The sequence below is a fragment of the Bifidobacterium platyrrhinorum genome (assembly GCF_010667645.1).
GTDB lineage: Bacteria > Actinomycetota > Actinomycetes > Actinomycetales > Bifidobacteriaceae > Bifidobacterium > Bifidobacterium platyrrhinorum.
The window spans coordinates 3,864-22,800 of sequence record NZ_WHZV01000014.1 but is presented as its reverse complement, the minus strand read 5'-3'; the positions used below and the strand labels follow the sequence as shown (position 1 = coordinate 22,800).

At 65.9% G+C, this 18,937-nt stretch carries 13 protein-coding genes, 3 tRNA genes and 1 pseudogene; 12 read left to right on the top strand and 5 right to left on the bottom strand.

Features of this window, described 5'->3' with window-relative positions:
- Positions 1-198 (top strand): annotated as a pseudogene (locus GFD21_RS10855) (IS256-like element ISBibr1 family transposase); the annotation flags it as partial.
- Between the two features lie 83 nt (positions 199-281).
- Here GFD21_RS10855 and GFD21_RS10850 read toward each other — a convergent pair.
- Positions 282-443, bottom strand: coding sequence for a hypothetical protein (locus GFD21_RS10850; protein ID WP_163197987.1), 162 nt, complete (start codon positions 441-443; stop codon positions 282-284).
- Positions 444-596: 153 nt separating this feature from the next.
- Positions 597-670, bottom strand: a tRNA-Pro gene (locus GFD21_RS10845).
- 86 nt (positions 671-756) lie between these two features.
- On the opposite strand from GFD21_RS10845, the gene GFD21_RS10840 reads away from it, so the two are divergent.
- The 3 genes from GFD21_RS10840 (at position 757) to GFD21_RS10830 (ending at position 4,693) form a co-directional block, all read left to right on the top strand.
- Entirely contained in the window at positions 757-1,911 is a 1,155-nt protein-coding gene (locus GFD21_RS10840; RefSeq protein ID WP_163197986.1) for an ABC transporter permease, read from the top strand.
- Between the two features lie 137 nt (positions 1,912-2,048).
- Complete coding sequence (locus GFD21_RS10835; protein WP_163197985.1) at positions 2,049-3,257, top strand: hypothetical protein; 1,209 nt, start codon at positions 2,049-2,051, stop codon at positions 3,255-3,257.
- A 35-nt stretch (positions 3,258-3,292) separates the two neighbouring features.
- Positions 3,293-4,693, top strand: coding sequence for a 3-phosphoshikimate 1-carboxyvinyltransferase (locus GFD21_RS10830; RefSeq protein ID WP_163197984.1), 1,401 nt, complete (start codon positions 3,293-3,295; stop codon positions 4,691-4,693).
- Positions 4,694-4,841: 148 nt separating this feature from the next.
- On the opposite strand, the gene GFD21_RS10825 is transcribed toward GFD21_RS10830, so the two are convergent.
- From GFD21_RS10825 to GFD21_RS10815, 3 genes are all read right to left on the bottom strand, one after another.
- Positions 4,842-6,071 (bottom strand): acetate/propionate family kinase, encoded by a 1,230-nt coding sequence (locus GFD21_RS10825; protein ID WP_163197983.1) that lies wholly within the window; start codon positions 6,069-6,071, stop codon positions 4,842-4,844.
- A 130-nt stretch (positions 6,072-6,201) separates the two neighbouring features.
- Positions 6,202-7,872, bottom strand: coding sequence for a phosphate acetyltransferase (gene pta, locus GFD21_RS10820; RefSeq protein ID WP_163197982.1), 1,671 nt, complete (start codon positions 7,870-7,872; stop codon positions 6,202-6,204).
- 188 nt (positions 7,873-8,060) lie between these two features.
- On the bottom strand, positions 8,061-10,538 hold the full coding sequence (locus tag GFD21_RS10815) for a phosphoketolase (RefSeq protein ID WP_101621508.1): 2,478 nt from the start codon (positions 10,536-10,538) through the stop codon (positions 8,061-8,063).
- A 458-nt stretch (positions 10,539-10,996) separates the two neighbouring features.
- Here GFD21_RS10815 and guaA point away from each other — a divergent pair, with 458 nt between their 5' ends.
- The 8 genes from guaA (at position 10,997) to GFD21_RS10775 (ending at position 18,817) form a co-directional block, all read left to right on the top strand.
- Positions 10,997-12,559: a glutamine-hydrolyzing GMP synthase gene (guaA, locus tag GFD21_RS10810; RefSeq protein ID WP_163197981.1), complete on the top strand. Its 1,563-nt coding sequence runs from the start codon at positions 10,997-10,999 to the stop codon at positions 12,557-12,559.
- Between the two features lie 271 nt (positions 12,560-12,830).
- A complete protein-coding gene (locus GFD21_RS10805; RefSeq protein ID WP_318643765.1) occupies positions 12,831-14,624 on the top strand; it encodes an acyltransferase family protein in 1,794 nt (597 codons plus the stop codon).
- Between the two features lie 137 nt (positions 14,625-14,761).
- Positions 14,762-15,781, top strand: a complete 1,020-nt coding sequence (locus tag GFD21_RS10800) for a ribose-phosphate diphosphokinase (protein WP_163197980.1) — start codon at positions 14,762-14,764, stop codon at positions 15,779-15,781.
- A gap of 43 nt (positions 15,782-15,824) precedes the next feature.
- Positions 15,825-15,895 (top strand) — tRNA-Gln (locus GFD21_RS10795).
- A 101-nt stretch (positions 15,896-15,996) separates the two neighbouring features.
- The gene (gene glmU / locus GFD21_RS10790; RefSeq protein ID WP_163197979.1) at positions 15,997-17,388 is read left to right on the top strand and encodes a bifunctional UDP-N-acetylglucosamine diphosphorylase/glucosamine-1-phosphate N-acetyltransferase GlmU; all 1,392 of its coding nucleotides are present in this window, start codon (positions 15,997-15,999) and stop codon (positions 17,386-17,388) included.
- A 70-nt stretch (positions 17,389-17,458) separates the two neighbouring features.
- The gene (gene rsfS, locus GFD21_RS10785) at positions 17,459-17,842 is read left to right on the top strand and encodes a ribosome silencing factor (RefSeq protein WP_163197978.1); all 384 of its coding nucleotides are present in this window, start codon (positions 17,459-17,461) and stop codon (positions 17,840-17,842) included.
- Positions 17,842-18,552: a histidine phosphatase family protein gene (locus GFD21_RS10780; RefSeq protein WP_163197989.1), complete on the top strand. Its 711-nt coding sequence runs from the start codon at positions 17,842-17,844 to the stop codon at positions 18,550-18,552. The genes rsfS and GFD21_RS10780 overlap by 1 nt, the downstream gene beginning before the upstream one ends.
- A gap of 192 nt (positions 18,553-18,744) precedes the next feature.
- Positions 18,745-18,817: transfer RNA gene (locus tag GFD21_RS10775), tRNA-Ala, on the top strand.
- Positions 18,818-18,937 lie beyond the last annotated feature (120 nt).

Genomic DNA, 18,937 nt, shown 5'->3' with positions numbered 1-18,937 from the left:
CGCGCCTGCGAATGGGTGTGCTACATGAAAAGCGGATCCCCGGACCCCGCATCGCTGATCAGGCCCGAACACTGGAAACCGGTACGACCATCGCCGGTCGAAGAGAACACCGGCGACGACACCGACGCACCAAAATACGGCACCGGGGTCAGCTGGGACGAGTTCCACACCCATGCCGAGCGGCGATTCGACTACTGACCATCGCGGCTTCCACGCATCTCTGAACCGGCGTCATGCGCACTGGACGCATAGACGCCGGCATGACGCAAATTATCGAAACGCTATTGCAGCTCGTCCAGATCCCATCCAATCTTGCCGGGGCATTCGGCAACGGCATCACCGACGGACACCGGCTGCCACTCGTCGCCGCTATTACGGAACCGCTGCTGTTTGTCCTCCGACTCCTTGAGATAGGCAAACACCCCGCCCGCCACAGTGCCCATCACAGGGACAAACGCCATGCAAGGACAGGACGTGGCCGTCACTCAGAACGGAGATAAGACAAACCTAAAGCACCACAAAAGTTCCTATAGGCCGAATACGGAGAGCCGGAAAGAAAAAGCCCTGCACGCTGATGGGTGGGCAGGGCTTTCGGGTCGGGCTAGCCGGATTCGAACCGGCGACATCCTGCTCCCAAAGCAGGCGCGCTACCAAGCTGCGCTATAGCCCGGCGCCATCCATCGCGGATGAGCACAATCAGCCATTGTACAATACAGGTGGACTCAATGCGACAACCGGCGACAGGGGAGGGGAAGCATGGGCCGTCACCAGCGGGCCGAGACGGGCGGTCTCATCTCCTTCATCCTATGCGCCTTCGTCGGCGCCGTCGGCATGAACCTGTACCTCGAGTACGCGCCCGCCATCTGGCAGGTCACGCAACGCCGCTTCACGGTATGCTCCGGCATCGTCGCCGCATGCGCCGTCGTCTCCTTCTGCGCCGGCTACATGAGCCAGTCGCGTTCGATGACGCTCAAGTCCGGTTGGCTGGTGCCGCTGCGCCGCACGTTCGAGACGCTCGCCCTGTCGGTCGTGTACGCGGCCACCACGTTCCTGTCCACGTTCGCCCTGCTCGGCGCCATCAACGAGATGATGGGCACGCTGTTCGTCGGCTACATGTCGTCCGTGTGCGCCGCGTTCGCCGGCGTCGTCGGCTACATGACGTTCGTGCAGGCGGAGATGATGAGCGCGAAGACGCTCGCCTCGCTCCTGCCGTTCTTCGTGGTCTCCGGCGTATGCGTCGCGGGGCTGACCACCGACGACCCGTATTGGTACCATAACAACTTCTCCCAGCTCGGCGACCGCACCACGTTCGCCGCCACCATGTTCAACTCGACGCTCATGCTCGCCGGAGTGTGTGTCATCATCGTCAGCTACTTCGCCGTGTCCGAGCTCGTCACCACCGAGCGGCTCATGCGCCTGTGGCACGACCGCACGCGCGACGATCCGAACCGCGGCTACGACATCCCGCACTTCACCATGCGCATGGCCGTGCTGTCCGCGCTGCTCACCGTCGCCGGCCTCGCGTTCATCGGCATCGGCGCGTTCCGCTACACGCCGCACAACCTCATGCACAACATCTGCGCGAAGGGACTGCCGTTCGTCATGCTCGTGCTGTTCCTCATGCTGCCGTGGCTCGCCCCGCGCGTGAGCAGGGTCGTCATGGCCGGATCCGATCTCGCCGCGCTCCTGTGCGCCGCGTTCTGGGGCAACATGATGCTCGGGCACAACACCCTGACCAATGTGGAGGCGCTCGCCGGCATGCTGTTCCTCGGCTGGTTCATCGTGTTCTCACGGCAGATCGCCGCCATCGAGGCCGACCGCGTCTCGATGGAGCTCGTGCACGCGCAGACGGCCGAACAGCGTGAGCAGCGCGAGCGGATGCCCGAGTCGCGCATCGCCTCGGACCGGTGAGGAGCCACCCGTCCGCGTGCGCGCGGCACCGGTAATGTCGCCGTCTTCTGCGCCAAGTACACTGGCTTTCGCATTCATCGGGCGAAGCGTCCCCGTTCGTGACGTCGCCCGCCACCCGCCGGATAAAGGGAGATGGCATGGCCGATATTCAGGGCGAAGGTTCCTTCGACGACGAACGGACCTCCGGCGGAGCCGTATCGCGGCCCGTTCCCGATATGGGCGTTCATGACGACGATCCCGGCGAACGCACCGATATCCTGCCCGTCATGGACCTTTCGGGGATCTCGAGCGCCTCCGGCAATATCGACGCCTCGTCGGCGGACGAAGACCCCGTTCCCGCCGACGTGGATGCACATGACGCCGCATCCGGCGCGCGGACCCCTGATGAAGAGGGACACGGCGCGCCGGACCATGACGACGTTTCCGGGGATGCCGCCGTGGAATCCTCCGCGCGTCCCTCCTCGCCATTGGATGTTCCCGATTTCGAGTCCCTGGTCGCGCCCGTCAGACTGCCCCGCCGCCGTCCGCCGCTGCCGGCGGTCCTGGGCGTCGTCGTCGCCGTGATCGCGGTCGTCGCGCTGGTGGCCACGCTCGCCATCGTCCGTCCGTTCGGCTCGGTGCGCGCCTCCGACTATTCCGAGGCGACCAAGCTGACGGTCACGATGCAGAAGCAATACGAGAAGACCTCCTCCGCCATCGACGACGCCCTCGGCTTCCTGTACTCGCAGGACGCCGCCTACGACAAGACGAAGGCCGCGAAGCTGAAGGCCCAGGCGAAGCGGATGCGGGCGTCCGCCGCCTCGTTCGCCGATCTCAAGGCCAACAAGGACGAGACCGTGTCCGCGGCGTACGACGCGTATCTGCGCCAGGCGACCCGGTTCGCGGACCTGTCCTCCGACCTCGCCGATTCGGCCGAGTCCCTGTCCGGCATGGCCCAGGTCTGCAACGACACCCCCAGCGGCACCATGTACGACAGCGACTTCACCGCCCAGTACGAGCAGTACATCACGTCCTGCCGCACCTCCACGGCGTCGATGGCCAAGGCCAAGGCCAAGGTGGTGTCCGATTTCGCCGGCACGCTCAACCAGACGCTCGATCAGATGACCGATGTCGTCAACCAGATGAAGGCCATCGGCAACGCCTCCGATTTCGACTCGAACTCGGACCAGATCCGGCAGTTGCAGTCCCTGTCCTCCCAGTTGGTGGACATGGACGCCTCGTCGGGCGCCATCAACGACTTCCAGGACAAGCTGCGCCAGACGCGCGAGAACTCCAACCCGACCACGGCCCTGCAGAAACTCAACGACGCGCTCCAGCAGGGGTATGACGAGCAATCCAGCAAATGACGGATGACGGATCGGTTTCATAGCGAGCCGATACGATGGGTGGCATGAGCGAAACGAACGACACCCTATGGGCCGCGCCGAAGGCGAACGGCCCCCTGCATGCCACCGTGACCATCCCCGGCAGCAAGTCCCTGTCCAACCGCTATCTGATCCTCGCGGCGCTCGGCTCACGGCCGGTCACGCTTGTCGGCCTGCTGCGGTCGCGTGACACCGAACTCATGATGGGAGCCCTTGCGGCGCTCGGCGTGGCCTGCGACGTCGATCCGGAATGCGACACCACCGTCACCGTCACGCCGCCGTCGGATGGCCGGTTCCATGGCAATGTGGACGTGTACTGCGGCCTTGCGGGCACGGTCATGCGGTTCGTGCCGGGACTGGCGCTGTTCGCCGACGACGCGGTCCGTTTCGACGGTGACGAGCAGGCGTACGCCCGTCCGATGAAACCGGTGCTCGACGGTCTCGAACAGCTGGGCGCCACCATCGAATACCACGGCAGGGAGGGATATCTGCCGTTCACCGTCACACCTCCCGCCGCCCGCGCCGATGGCGTCGGGGCCGACGTGTCGGTGGAGGACACGGAGGACGGCATGGGGGAGAGGACCCCGGCGAAGGTGTCCATCGATTCGTCGGGCTCCTCGCAGTTCATCTCGGGTCTTCTGCTGATCGGATCGCGGCTGCCCGGTGGACTGACGGTCGAGCACACCGGTGGGAAGACGCCGAGCCTGCCGCACATCCGCATGACCGTGGCCGATGTGAATGGCGCGGGCGGAGCGGCGTCGGCCGATGAGACCGCGCGCGTGTGGACCGTCCGCCATCGGCCGCTTCAGCTGCCGGAACGTGTGGTCGTCGAACCGGACCTGTCGAACGCGGCGCCGTTCCTGGGCGCCGCGCTCATCGCCGGCGGCACCGTGCGCGTGCCCCATTGGCCGATCGAGACCACGCAGCCGGGCGGGTTGCTGCCCGGATACCTGGAACGCATGGGCGCGGCCGTCACCTTCCCCGAGGAGGACGGTGTGCGTTACTGCCAGGTCACGTCGGACGGCGTCATCCACGGTCTCGGCGATTTCGACCTGACGGCGGCGGGGGAGATCGCACCGTCGCTGGCGGCCGTCCTCGTGTTCGCGGACGCTCCCACCCGCATCATCGGCATCGGGCACCTGCGCGGCCATGAGACGAACCGTCTTGAGGCGCTGGTCACCGAGATCAGGCGGATCGGAGGGGACGCCGAGGAGTTGGAGGACGGCATCTCCATCACTCCGGTGCCGCGCGGATCGTTGCATGGCGCGGTGATGGAATCGTACGCGGACCATCGCATGGCCACGTTCGCCGCGATGATCGGCCTGGCGGTGCCCGGGGTGAACGTCGTCGACGTGGAGACCACGCGCAAGACCCTGCCCGATTTCGTGAACATGTGGCGCGGCCTGCTGGGGGAGTAGAGGATCCACGGATACGGCGCGGATGCAACGTGGATACGGGGAAGGCCCCTGATCTCCTTGACGGAGGTCAGGGGCCTTCCCATGCCATGCCGGTCCTTTCGACCGGTCAGGCGCGCCTAGGCGATGGGCCCGATCGGGCTTGCCGGGCTCACTTGGCGAACTTGTTGCCGTAGGTGTCCTCGCCGGCCTCGGCGATGGCGGCGGACTTGCGGGCGATGGCCAGCTCCTCGTTCGTCGGGATCACGGCGATGACCACGGAGGAATCCGGGGTGGAGATGATGCGCGGCTCCTTGGAGCGGGTCGCGTTCTTCTCCTCGTCCAGCTTCACGCCGAACGGGGCGAGCTTGTCGCACACCATCTTGCGCACGATGTCGTCGTTCTCGCCGACGCCGGCGGTGAAGGTGATGACATCGCAGCCGCCCATCTGGTAGGTGTAGTTGCCGATGTAGCTCACGATGCGGTGCACGTAGACGTCGAGGGCCAGCTTGGCGTCCTCGTTGCCCTCGGCCACCAGACGGTGGACCTCGCGCAGGTCGCCGAAGCCGGTCATGCCGGTCATGCCGGAACGCTTGTTGAACAGGGCGTCCAGCTCATCCACGTTCATGTGGGCGTTGCGGATGAGGTGGAAGACCACGGCCGGATCGATGTCGCCGGTACGGCCGCCCATGACGAGGCCCTCGAGCGGGGTGAGGCCCATGGAGGTCTCGACCGGCTTGCCGGACACCTCGGCGGAGGCGGAGGCGCCGTTGCCGATGTGCAGGACGATCTGCTTGAGACCCTCGGCCGGCTTGCCGACGACCTCGGGCACCACGGAAGAGATGAACTCGTGGGAGGTGCCGTGGGCGCCGTAGCGGCGGATGTGGTACTGGTCGGCGATCTCCTTGTTCAGCGCGTAGGTGCTGGCAGCCTTCGGCAGCTGGAAGAAGAAGGAGGAATCGAAGACGAAGATCTGCGGCACGTCCGGCAGCAGGGAGCGCATGACCTCGGCGCCCTTGGCCTCCGGGCCGTTGTGCAGCGGGGCGAGCACGGCCAGATCCTTGACCTGGTTGATGGTCTTGTCGGTGACGAGGGCCGGCTTCGGGAAGAGGGAGCCGCCCTGGACGACACGGTGGCCGACGGCGACGATGCCCGCGTCGGACAGCTTCGGGCCGTACTCCTCGAAGAAGCCGAGGACGCGCTTCAGGCCCTGCTCATGATCGTGGATCGGCTCCTCGAGCTCGTGCTTCTCGCCGTTGTACTCGTGCTTGTAGTGGCCGTCGATCGGCTCGCCGATCTTCTCGACGAGGCCGGAAGCGAGGCCTTCGCCGGTCTCGAGGTCGACCAGCTGGTACTTGATAGAGCTGGAACCGGAATTGATGACAAGGACGGTTTTCGCCATTGTGGGCATCCTCCATTGTGGTTGTCGTACCGCGAAACGCGGCTTTCCAAGTGTTTAGATTACTCGCTGCTTGCTACAAGACACGGTCTCCCCGCCGAATGACGGGAAGACCGTGGGGGCGTTCACCGGCTCACTGCGCGGTGACGGCGGTGAGGGCGACGGTGTTGATGATGTCCTGCACGAGGGCGCCGCGGCTCAGGTCGTTGACCGGCTTGTTGAGGCCCTGCAGCACCGGGCCGATGGCGAGGGCGCCGGAGGAGCGCTGCACGGCCTTGTAGCCGATGTTGCCGGCGCACAGGTCGGGGAACACGAACACGTTGACGTGTCCGGCGACGTCGTTGCCCTTGGCCTTCGTCGCGGCCACGGTGGGCGACCAGGCGGCGTCGAACTGGATGGATCCGACGACCGGCAGATCCGGGGCCTTCTCCCTGACGAGCCTCGTGGCCTCCTCGACGACGTCGACGTCCGGTCCCTTGCCGGAGCCGAGCGTGGAGTAGGAGAGCATGCCGACCTTCGGGTCGATGCCGAACGACTTGGCGGTCGCCGCCGACTGGATGGCGATCTCGGCGAGCTGCTCGGCGGTCGGGTTCAGGTTGATGGCGCAGTCGGCGAACACGGCCACATGGTCTTTGAAGCACATGAGGAACGCGCCGGAGACGAGCTTCTGGCCGGGCTTGGTCTTGATGACCTGCAGGGCCGGGCGCACCGTGTTGGCGGTGGAGTTGACGGAGCCGGAGACCAGGCCGTCGGCCTGGCCGAGCACGACGAGCATGGTGCCGAAGTAGCTGGCGTCCTTGAGCTGCTTGCGGGCCTGTTCCTCGGTCATGCCCTTCTTGGCGCGCAGCTCGCACAGCTTGTCGACCATGGGCCTGAGGATCTCCTCGTCGTCCATGGACTGGAAGCGGGCGCGGTCGAGGTACTGGAGCCCGAGCTCCTTGCCGCGGGCGAGGATGGATTCCTTGTCTCCGACGATGATGAGGTTCACGGCCTCGCGCTCGAGCAGGAAGTCGGCCGCCTTGATGATGCGGTCCTCCTCGCCCTCCGGCAGGACGATCGTCTTCTTGTTGGTCTTGGCCTTGCCGATCAGGCCGTACTGGAAGGCGTAGGGGGTGATTGGGAAGTCGACGTCCGCGTCGAGCGCTGCAAGCACCTCCTCGGTGGGTGCGCTCGCGCGGAAGGTCTCGAGCGCGAGGGTCTTGTTCGATTCGTCGGTGAACGGCACCTGCGGGATGGTCCACACCGGCAGCCCGTACTTGGCGAGGGTCTGCTTGACGGAGAACGCGTGGCGGGGCTCGCACCCGGTCACGAAGATGCCGAGCACCTTGTTGCCGGCGGCCTCCATGCCCTCGATGGACAGCTTGACCGTCTCGTCCAATTCGTCGGGCCAGCGGTCGATGGTGCAGATGGACAGGAACACGCCCGCCTGCAGGTCGGCGGCCACGTTGGCGTTGAACTCGTAGGTCGTCGGATCGTTGACGTGGGACCTGTCGGTGCCGACGATCAGCGCCGCCTCCGCGCGGGAGACGGACAGCGCGTCGTTGAACGCTCCGACGATGTCGCCGCGGGCCGTCTCCTTGTCGGCGCGGACCTTGTGGATGTCGAGGCCGGTGGAGAGGGGCACGCCGAGCCCGGCGTTGGACGCGGAAAGCAGCACCGGCGTGAAATGGTCGTGGTTGGACACGGCAGGGCGGAACACCATCGTCTTGTACTTGGAGGTGAGGGCGTTGAGCACGCCGTAGGCGACGACGTTGCGTCCGTTGGCGCCTTCCGGGCTGGCGATGTATACACGGGTGACGGTCACGATGTCTTGTCTCCTTTGATGATCATCTTCGAATGGACCATCATCATTGTAACGGCGATTGTTATCGTTCACGCGTACGTCGTCGGGAATTTCGCCGAAAACCCCGCGGATACGAAAGGTCCCGGACCTGCGATACAGATCCGGGACCTATTCCCTAACGGGACGTCACCTCAGTCGAGGGGGGAGTGTCACTCGTTGTCGCCGGCGGTGGCGGCGGTGGCGGTGATGGCGCCCTTCTCGGAGGTGTTCAGGCCGGAGTACACCCAGTCGGTGTAGTCCGGGTGATCGTAGCCGTTGTCGACCGCGAACTGGAAGGCTTCCAGACGGAAGTCCTCGAGCTTCTTGATCTCATCGGCGTACTTGTCGGCGTCGATCATGCGCAGGGCCTCGGCGGTCAGCTCGTAACGATCGATCTCGTTCACGCGAACCATGTCGTACGGCGTGGTGGTGGAGCCTTCCTCCTCGTAGCCGTGGACGTTGAAGTTGTCGTGGTTCGGACGATCGTAGATCAGGCCGCGCACGTCGTGGGCGTAGGAGTGGTACGCGAACAGCACCGGCTTGTCGGCGGTGAAGATGTCGGCGAACTCCTCGTCGGACAGGGCCTCGTCGTTCTCCTTGGCGGACTGCAGGGCGAGCAGGTCCACCACGTTGACGACCTTGAACTTGATGCCCATGGCCTTGAGCTTGTCGGAGGCGGCCATGATCTCCTGGGTCGGGACATCGCCGGCGGCGGCAAGCACGATCTCGGCCTCATCGTTGGACTTCGCGGTGGAGGCCCAATCCCAGGCGGCGGCACCCTTCTCGAGCTCGGCGCGAGCCTCGTCGAGGGACAGCCAGGTGGCGGCCGGCTGCTTGCCGGCGATGATGGCGTTGATCTTGTTGGTGGACTTGTAGCACTTCTCGGCGATGGCCAGCAGCATGTTCGCATCAGTGGCGAAGTAGATGCCGATGACGTGGTCGTTGTGGAAGCACTTGTTCAGCAGCAGGGAGGTGACACCCGGATCCTGGTGCGAGAAGCCGTTGTGGTCCTGGCGCCAGACGTGGGAGGAGACCAGCAGGTTCATGGACGCGATCGGCTTGCGCCACGGGATCTCACGAACGGTGGCCTCGAGCCACTTGGCGTGCTGGTTGAGCATGGAGTCGATCACGTGCACGAAGGACTCGTAGGAGCTCCAGATGCCGTGACGGCCGGTGAGCAGGTAGCCCTCCAGGAAGCCTTCCATCTGGTGCTCGGACAGCTGCTCGACGACCTGGCCGGAGACGTGCATGTGCTCGTCGACCTCGTCGGAGATGTAGCCGGCGTCCCACTGCTTGTTGGTGACCTCGTAGGAGGCCTGCAGACGGTTGGAGGCGGTCTCATCCGGTCCGAAGATGCGGAAGTCGTGCGGGTTGTTCTTGATGATGTCGCGGGTGTAGACGCCCAGGCGGCGGGTGGCCTCGAGCTGGCCCCAGCCGTGGCCGTACTTCTCGACTTCCTTGACGGCGTAGTCCTCGATGTTCGGGAGCTTCAGGTCGTCGCGGATGACACCACCGTTGGCGTTCGGGTTGGCGCCGATGCGCAGCTCGCCCTTCGGCATGAAGGCGAGGACATCGTCCTTGACGGCGCCGTTCTCGTCGAACAGCTCCTCCGGCTTGTAGGACTCGAGCCAGTTCTTGAGGACCTCGAAGTGGGCCTCGGTGTCGCGGGCGGAGGCCAGCGGCACCTGGTGGGAACGCCAGGAGCCCTCGGTCTTCTTGCCGTCGATGTACTTCGGGCAGGTCCAGCCCTTCGGGGTGCGGAAGATCAGCATCGGGTAGAACGGACGGTGCACGTTGTCGGTGTTCGCCGCGGACTTGATGTCGCAGATCTCGTCCCAGATGGACTCGAAGAGCTCGGCGAAGCGACGGTGGATGGACATGTGGTCCTCATCGTCGAAGCCGGCGACGAACTCGTACGGCTCGTAGCCCATGCCGTGGAAGAACTCGTGGAGCTCCTCGTCGGAGATGCGGGACAGGATGGTCGGGTTGGCGATCTTGTAGCCGTTGAGGTGCAGGATCGGCAGCACGATGCCGTCGGTGCGCGGGTTCACGAGCTTGTTGGACTGCCAGCCGGTGGCCAGCGGGCCGGTCTCGGCCTCGCCGTCGCCGACGATGGCCGGGACGAACAGGCTCGGGTTGTCCATGATGGCGCCGTAGGCGTGGGACAGGGCGTAGCCCAGCTCGCCACCCTCGTGGATGGAGCCCGGGGTCTCCGGAGCGAAGTGGGACGGGATGCCGCCCGGGTAGGAGAACTGGCGGAAGAACTTCTGAAGACCGGCCTCGTCCTTGGTGATCTTCGGGAAGGTCTCGGTGTAGGTGCCGTCCAGGTAGGACTGCGAGGTGCCGGCCGGGCCGCCGTGGCCCGGGCCCATGATGATCACGGTGTTCTGGCCGTGGTCGGCGATGAAGCGGTTGATGTGGCCGATCAGGAAGTTCAGGCCCGGGGTGGTGCCCCAGTGGCCGACCAGACGGTGCTTGACGTCCTCGCGGGTGAAGGGCTCCTTCATCAGCGGGTTGCTACGCAGGTAGATCTGGCCGATGGAGAGGTAGTTGGCAACGCGCCAGTACTTGTCAACGCCTTCGAGGGCTTCCTCGGAAACCGGAGCGTTCAGCTTCTTCCAAGGGGTGCCGATAACAGGACTCGTCATGTGTACTCCTGTACTCCTGCGCGCCGATCGTCGATCGTCGCGCGATTGATTATTTCCACTCGGTCGCGGCGCCTCATAAACCTTGCGGTCATGCGGTTTCCGCTCCCAATCACTCGATATGGTACGAGGACAACGCGACTTTTGAACGATTTCTTGCGTGTGTGTTCGGAAATGTTGCGAAAATTGCCGCTTTTGTGTGTATTGTCGGTGCGATTGTGCACATGGTTTTTTCATGCAAAGTCGATGAAAACGTTGGAATCGCGCCGAAAAACGCGATATTCCAACGAAAAGCCGCGTTCGTTTCGCCGTGTTCACTCCCGGCGTGTTGACTACGGCTGCGGACGTTGTCTGTTCGTTTTCCGCACACAAAATACGTTGTTTCGCCTTGTCTGGCTCGCTCGCGATAATCGATCCGAAGACACCTTAGTTACATCCCGATAAACGTTAGGGGAATTTCCATGGCAACAGGTCCTGTGCTCGTCGTCGACTTCGGCGCCCAGTACGCCCAGCTCATCGCCCGCCGCGTGCGGGAGGCCAATGTGTATTCCGAGCTCGTGCCCCACTCGATGCCCGTCGACGAGATGCTCGCGAAGGATCCGAAGGCGATCATCCTGTCCGGCGGTCCGGCCTCCGTGTTCGAGCCCGGCGCCCCGCGCGTCGACAGGAAGCTGTTCGAGGCCGGCGTGCCCGTGCTCGGCATCTGCTACGGCTTCCAGGCCATGGCCTACGCCCTCGGCGCCGACGTCGACAAGGCCGCTCTCGGCGAATACGGCAAGACCGAGACCGTGATCGACCGCGCCGACGCCATCCTCGCCGGTTCCCCGTCCGAGCAGAGCACGTGGATGAGCCACGGCGTCGCCGTCAAGACCGCCCCCGAGGGCTTCGAGGTCCTCGCCCACACCGAGGGCGCGCCCGTCGCCGCCATGGCCGACGAGTCCCGCAGGCTCTACGGCGTGCAGTGGCACCCCGAGGTCAAGCACACACCGCTCGGCCAGAAGCTCATCGAGACCTTCCTCCACGACTGCGCCGGCCTCGGCTCCGACTGGGACGCCTCCTCCATCATTGAGGACCAGGTCGCGAAGATCCGCGAGAAGGTCGGCGACGCCGAGGTCATCTGCGGCCTGTCCGGCGGCGTTGACTCCGCCGTGGCCGCGGCCCTCGTGCACAAGGCCATCGGCGACCAGCTCACCTGCGTCTTCGTCGACCACGGCCTGCTCAGGAAGGGCGAGGTCGAACAGGTCAAGCACGACTTCGTCAAGGCCACCGGCATCCGCCTCATCACCGTCGACGCGGCCGACGACTTCCTCGACGCCCTCAAGGGCGTCTCCGAGCCGGAGCGCAAGCGCAAGATCATCGGCGAGAAGTTCATCCGCACCTTCGAGAAGGCCCAGCTGCAGGTCCTCGAGGAGGCCGGCGCCCGCGGCAAGGAGGTGAAGTTCCTCGTGCAGGGCACCCTCTACCCGGACGTCGTCGAATCCGGCGGCGGCGACGGCGCGGCCAACATCAAGAGCCACCACAACGTCGGCGGCCTGCCCAAGGACATCAAGTTCCAGCTCATCGAGCCGCTGCGCACCCTCTTCAAGGACGAGGTCCGCGCCATCGGCACCGAACTCGGCCTGCCCGACGAGATCGTCTGGCGCCAGCCGTTCCCCGGCCCCGGCCTCGGCATCCGCATCGTCGGCGAGATCACCCGCGAACGCCTCGACGTCCTGCGCGAGGCCGACGCCATCGCCCGCGAGGAGCTCACCAAGGCCGGCCTCGACCGCGACATCTGGCAGTGCCCCGTCGTCCTCCTCGCCGACGTCCACTCCGTCGGCGTCCAGGGCGACGAGCGCACCTACGGTTCGCCCATCGTCCTGCGCCCCGTCTCCTCCGAGGACGCCATGACCGCCGACTGGTCGCGCGTCCCCTACGACGTCCTCGCCGCCATCTCCACCCGCATCACCAACGAATGCCGCCAGATCAACCGCGTGGTGCTGGACTGCACCTCCAAGCCGCCGGCGACCATCGAATGGGAGTGATCGCGGGATGGAGCGTATACCGCCTTTCCTCAGGCTCGACGTACCACCGTACGTCTTCGCCTTCGGACGGCGGTTTCCGCACGCATCCCGCGGTCTGCCGTGAGTGAGATCGGTGGATGACGAAAGGTCCGGAACGTTCCGCGTTCCGGACCTTTTTGAATGTGGCGTGAACGACGACGCGGCCGAGGCGCGTCGGTGGGGGAGGGCTACTAGTCTGTCACTGTCTGAAGATTGACCATGCAGCATAGAGAGAAGAAGTAGAGAAGTCATCGTGGCACGTCGGCATTTCGTCGGATTGGACGGCATCAAGGGCCTCGCCCTCATCGCCATCATCCTGTATCACTGCGAGCAGTCATGGTTGCCGGGAGGATTCTACGGCGTGGACGTGTTCCTCACCGTCTCCGGGTTCCTCGCCGCGATCGGCATGTTCTCCCGCCTCAAGGAGGGAAGGGGCATCGGCCTCGAACGGTACTGGCCCAGGCGTTTCACCCGCCTCTACCCGGCGCTCGTGCTCATGATCCCCGCCGTCGGCTTCGCCGCATGGTGCCTCGACAGGGACCTGCTCGTCCACATCCGCGACCAGGTCGTCACCGTGGCGCTCGGCTGCTACAACTGGTACGCGATCGCCAGCGGCAACAGCTACTTCGGCCAGATGAACCCGCAGCTGCTGCGGCACCTGTGGTTCGTCTCCGTGCTCATGCAGCTCTACCTCGTCATCCCGCTCGTCGCATGGTTCATGCACCGCATCCGCCGCACGCGTTGCGCCCTGCTCGTGCCGCTCGCCATCGCCGTGGGCAGCGCCGCGTCGATGAACCTCATGTACACGCCCGGCGCCGACCCCACGCGCGTCTACTTCGGCACCGACACGCACGCCGCCGGATTCATGCTCGGCGTCGCGCTCGCATGGATCGTCGTCAACCGCCGCGTCGCCGTCGGCGACCACCTGCCATGGATCGTGCGCGCCCGCCGCGTCCTCGCGCCGCTCGTCGCCTTCGTCGCCGCCATCGCGCTCATCGACATGGCCATCCGCGGCGAGCAGGGCGCCGACGCGTTCCGGTGGGGCATCCCGCTCGCCAGCGTGCTGTCCGTGCTGCTCATCGCCGGCACCGTGCAGACCGACTCGTGGATGCAATCCCAGTTCGTGTTCCGCCCGCTCGCGTTGCTCGGACGCTATTCGTACGGACTCTACCTGTGGCATTGGCCGGTCTGGCTCATCGTCGCCGCCACGCTGCCGCGCCTCGTGCCCGGCAAGGGCGTGCGCCTGTGGGTGCTGCCCGTCACGCTCGTCATCACGATCGTCGCCACCGCCATGTCCTGGATCCTCATCGAACGGCCCGCCGCCCGCGGCGGCATCAGCTCGATCATCGTGCCCGGCCCCGGATCCACCTGGCGCGACGTCGTGCGCGCCGTCGCCTCCTGCATCGTGCTGCTGCTCATCATCGGCGGCGGCGTGGTCGCCGTGCGCGACGCGCCCGCGAAGACCTCCGTCGAGGTCGCGCTCGAACGCCAGGCCGCGCGCCTCGCCGCCGAACAGGCGCTCGGCCGCAAGCAGGTGCCCACGCCGCGCAAACCCCCGCACACCATGCCCACCGGCGACCAGATCACCGCCGTCGGCGATTCGGTCATGCTCGCCAGCGCCAAAGGCATGCAGGAGGTGTTCCCCGGCGTCGATCTCGACGCGGCGGTGTCGCGCTCCAGCTTCGCCGGCTTCGGCATCGTCTCCGGCAAGGGCGCGGGACTGCGGCAGTGGGTCGTGCTCGGTCTCGCCACCAACGGCCCCATCCCGCCTGAACAGCTCGACCAGTACCTCGCCATGGTGGGCCCCGACCGCGTGCTCGTGCTCGTCAACGCGCACGGCGACCGCACATGGATCCCGCAGAACAACCAGTTGCTCGCGCAGTTCGCCGCCTCCCACCCCGACAACGTGATCGTCGCCGACTGGGACTCCGCGGCCGCCGCCAACGCGTCCCACCTCGCCGCCGACGGCATCCACCCAGACGGGGGCGATTATTACGCGCAGGCCGTCAAACAGGCCATCCAGGCGTGGATCGACGCCGGCCACTGACCCCGTCCCCGGTTCCCGGCCGCGCGGCGGCCGGAAGGTGAACGCACGGTGACGCGACGGCGCTCCGTTGAGGTCGCCGCGAGCCATTACACTGAAGGTCGTCCATTGATAACTGCAAACAACGTTTGGGAGATACGGTGAGCGCAATCCTCGAAGGGAAGCCCGACAAGAACCTCATTCTCGTCACGGGAAGGATTCATCCGAAACTCGCCCAGGACGTCGCCGACCAGTTCGGCATCGACGTGCTGGAAACCACCGCATACGACTTCGCGAACGGCGAGATGTACGTGCGCTACACCGAATCGGTCCGCGGCGCCGACGTGTTCGTGCTGCAGAGCCACTACAAGCCGATCAACAAGGCGATCATGGAACAGCTCATCATGATCGACGCCCTGAAGCGCGCCTCCGCGCGTTCCATCACCGCCGTGTGCCCGCTGCTCGGCTACTCCCGTCAGGACAAGAAGCACCGCGGCCGCGAGCCCATCTCCTGCCGCCTCGTCTTCGACCTGCTCAGGACCGCCGGCGCCGACCGCATCATGTCGGTCGACCTGCACGCGGCCCAGTCGCAGGGCTTCTTCGACGGCCCCGTCGACCACCTCATCGCCATGCCCGTGCTCGTGGACTACATCCGCGACCGTTTCCAGGGCCATCTCGACAACGTCGCCGTCGTCTCCCCGGACGCCGGCCGCATCCGCGTCGCCGAACAGTGGGCCCAGCGCCTCGGCGGCGGCCCGCTCGCCTTCGTGCACAAGACGCGCGACATCACCCGCCCGAACCAGGCCGTCGCCAACCGCGTCGTCGGCGACGTCAAGGGCAAGGACTGCGTGCTCGTCGACGATCTCATCGACACCGCCGGCACCATCGCCGGCGCGTGCAAGGTGCTGCGCGACGCGGGCGCCAAGTCCGTCACCGTCGTCGCCACCCACGGCGTGCTGTCCGGCCCCGCCGTCGAACGCCTCAAGGAAAGCGGCGCGCGCGAGGTCGTCCTCACCGACACCGTGCCGATCCCCGAGGAGAAGCGCTGGGACGGCCTGACCGTGCTGTCCATCGCCCCGCTGCTGGCCGGCGCCATCCGCGCCGTGTTCGAGGACGGTTCCGTGGCCGAACTGTTCGACACGTACCCCGAACACCACGGCCAGGGTTTCCTCTTCGCGTGACCTTATGGTATAAATGAACACTTGGCGGACATACGCCCGCCGGTCCCCCATGGTGTAATGGCAGCACACGGGCCTTTGGAACCCTTTGTCTTGGTTCGAATCCAGGTGGGGGAACGCCTACACCGCAACAGACGGCCGTCCGGCTCATCCGGGCGGCCGTCTATCGTTAGGTGCTGGAAACAGATGACACGCCAAGTGAAGGGAACGACACGCTTATGGCATCCTCGGCAGTGACCGCCGCAATCATCCTCGCCGCGGGAGAAGGCACCCGCATGCGATCCAACAAGCCGAAGGTGCTCCACACCTTCGCCGGCAGGACCTTCCTCAACCGCGTGATGGACTCCGTCAGGGCGCTCGACCCGTCCACGCTCGCCGTTGTCGTGCACTTCCAGGCCGAACGCGTCGCCGCCGCGGCCCGCTCCTACGACGAGGCGGTCACCATCGTCAACCAGGACGACATCCCCGGCACCGGACGCGCCGTGCAGTGCGCGATGGCGCAGCTCGCCGCCGAAGGCCCGGTCACCGGTCCCGTGCTCATCGCCGCCTCCGACATGCCGCTGCTCGACGCCGACACGCTGGGCCGTCTCGTCGCGTTCCACAACGAATCCGGCAATGGAGCCACCGTGCTGACCACCGTGCTCGACGACCCGACCGGCTACGGCCGCATCATCCGCGACCGCGAGGGCAACGTGCTGCGCATCGTCGAGCAGAAGGACGCCAACCGCAGCGAACTCGCCGTGCAGGAGGTGAACACCTCCGTGTACGTGTTCGACGCCGAGCTGCTCGCACGCGCCATCGCCGACCTCAAGTCCAACAACGCGCAGGGCGAGTTCTACCTCACCGACGCGCTCGAGACCGCCCGCGCCAATGGCAAGGTCGGCGCCTTCACCGCGCCCGACCCCCTGAGCGTCGAGGGCGTGAACGACCGCGTGCAGCTGGCCGCGCTCGCCAAGGCGCACAACCGCCGCGTCTGCGAGGAATGGATGCGTTCCGGCGTGACCATCCTCGACCCGGAGACCACGTGGATCGAAGACGACGTCGAAATCGGCCGCGACGCCACCATCCTGCCCGGCACGTTCCTGCAGGGACGCACCGTGATCGGCGAGAACGCCGTCGTCGGCCCGTACACGACGCTCATCGACGCCGTCGTCGACGCGGACGCCGTCGTCGAACGCTCGCGCGTCCAGGAATCCCACATCGGCCGCGCCACGAACATCGGACCGTGGACCTACCTGCGTCAGGGCAACGATTTCGGCGAGGAGGCGAAGGCCGGCGCCTTCGTCGAGATGAAGAAGGCCCACATCGGCAACGGCACCAAGGTGCCGCACCTGAGTTACGTGGGCGACGCCACGCTCGGCGACCACACCAACATCGGCGGCGGCACCATCACCGCCAACTACGACGGCGTGCACAAGAACCGCACGACGATCGGCGCCGGCTGCCATGTCGGCGCGGGCAACCTGTTCGTCGCCCCTGTCGAAGTGGGCGACAACGTGACCACCGGCGCCGGCTCCGTCGTGCGCCATGCCGTCCCCGACGACACGATGGTCTATTCCGAGAACACGCAGCACAACGTCGAGGGCTGGAAGCCCGCCTGGGAGCGCTGACCGGCGGCAGGGGCGGGCCGTCCGGACCGCACCGACCACCTCCGACAACACGACAGACACGAGGAGATCCATGACCGCACTGCAGTCATCCATCGACGACATCCGCATCGCCGCCGAGGCGGCCGACCGCGTCAAGGCGACCGACATCGTCGCCTACGACGTGACCGGGCCGCTCGGCATCACCGACATCATGATGATCGCCGGAGCGTCCAACGAGCGTCAGGTGCTCGGCGTCGCCGAAGAGATCGAGAAGGACCTGTACCTCAAATGCGGCGGCCGTAAGCCCCGCGAACGCGAGGGCCTGACCGAGGGCCAGTGGGTGCTGCTCGACTACGGCGACTACGTGATCCACGTCATGCACCAGGAGTCCCGCGAGTTCTATGGTCTGGAACGTCTGTGGCGCGACTGCCCGCAGATCGACCTGGAGCTTGCGCATCCGGAAAGCGCCGCATGATGGTGCGCCACGTCGGGAACATTTTCCTGGTGCGTCACGGACGCACCTCATACAACGCGGCGCACAAGCTGCAGGGGCAGGTCGACATCCCGCTCGACGCGGTGGGCGAATGGCAGGTGCGCCAGACCGCGGCCGCGTTGAAGTCGCTGTACGTCGACCGGCGCCCGGAGTCCTCCGGACGCCTCATCGTCTCCTCGGATCTGAGCCGCGCGCACGCCACCGCGCAGGCGTTCGCCGACGTGCTCGGCGGGGCCGATGCTGGCGCCGAGGTGCATGACGACGCGCGCGTCCGCGAACGCAGCTTCGGCGAATGGGACGGCCACGCCGTCGCCGAACTCGCCGAACGATACCCGGAGGACTTCGCCTCGTGGCGCATGCACGGCGGCGGCGAACTCAAATACGGTGCCGAACCCAAGAGCCATGTGGGGCGTCGCGGCGTCGAGGCGCTGAACGACTGGGCCACGCGGGCGGGGGAGGACACGGATCTGTTCGTGTTCTCCCACGGCGCGTGGATCGCGCAGACCCTGCAGACCCTGCTCGGGCTGGACAAGGTCGATCCCACGTTCGCGACGGTCGTGTCGATGCGCAACGCGCATTGGGTGCGGCTCACGCTGATGGACATGCCCGATGGCACGTTCCGTTGGCGTCTCGCCGAATACAACCACGGTCCCGCCATCGCGGACACGCCCGAATGGGAACGGGAACGCTGACGTCGCGATCCCGCCGTCGATAATCCGTCCCGCGTCTCCCGACCACCTCATGGGTGCGGCCGAAAGGCCGTCGGGAGACGCGGCGACCGGGCGTCACCGGTGCGACACGCGGGCGACACGCGTTATTTGCCGAATCGCGTTCCCCGTCGTAATGTATACGAGGTTCGCTTGAGCGGACCGATAAATGAATACGGGGCTATGGCGCAGCTGGTAGCGCATCTCCATGGCATGGAGAGGGTCAGGGGTTCGAATCCCCTTAGCTCCACGAAACGCGATGATTCGGATGGATTTCGATGATGGCGTTTTCCGATAAATGAATACGGGGCTATGGCGCAGCTGGTAGCGCATCTCCATGGCATGGAGAGGGTCAGGGGTTCGAATCCCC

What these genes read in the sequence shown, in the direction of transcription:
- GFD21_RS10850 (WP_163197987.1), bottom strand. Translation starts at nt 443, where the DNA reads ATGGGCACTGTGGCGGGCGGGGTGTTTGCCTATCTCAAGGAGTCGGAG.
- GFD21_RS10840 (WP_163197986.1), top strand. Translation starts at nt 757, where the DNA reads ATGGGCCGTCACCAGCGGGCCGAGACGGGCGGTCTCATCTCCTTCATC.
- GFD21_RS10835 (WP_163197985.1), top strand. Translation starts at nt 2,049, where the DNA reads ATGGCCGATATTCAGGGCGAAGGTTCCTTCGACGACGAACGGACCTCC.
- GFD21_RS10830 (WP_163197984.1), top strand. Translation starts at nt 3,293, where the DNA reads ATGGGTGGCATGAGCGAAACGAACGACACCCTATGGGCCGCGCCGAAG.
- GFD21_RS10825 (WP_163197983.1), bottom strand. Translation starts at nt 6,071, where the DNA reads ATGGCGAAAACCGTCCTTGTCATCAATTCCGGTTCCAGCTCTATCAAG.
- GFD21_RS10815 (WP_101621508.1), bottom strand. Translation starts at nt 10,538, where the DNA reads ATGACGAGTCCTGTTATCGGCACCCCTTGGAAGAAGCTGAACGCTCCG.
- guaA (WP_163197981.1), top strand. Translation starts at nt 10,997, where the DNA reads ATGGCAACAGGTCCTGTGCTCGTCGTCGACTTCGGCGCCCAGTACGCC.
- glmU (WP_163197979.1), top strand. Translation starts at nt 15,997, where the DNA reads ATGGCATCCTCGGCAGTGACCGCCGCAATCATCCTCGCCGCGGGAGAA.
- rsfS (WP_163197978.1), top strand. Translation starts at nt 17,459, where the DNA reads ATGACCGCACTGCAGTCATCCATCGACGACATCCGCATCGCCGCCGAG.
- GFD21_RS10780 (WP_163197989.1), top strand. Translation starts at nt 17,842, where the DNA reads ATGGTGCGCCACGTCGGGAACATTTTCCTGGTGCGTCACGGACGCACC.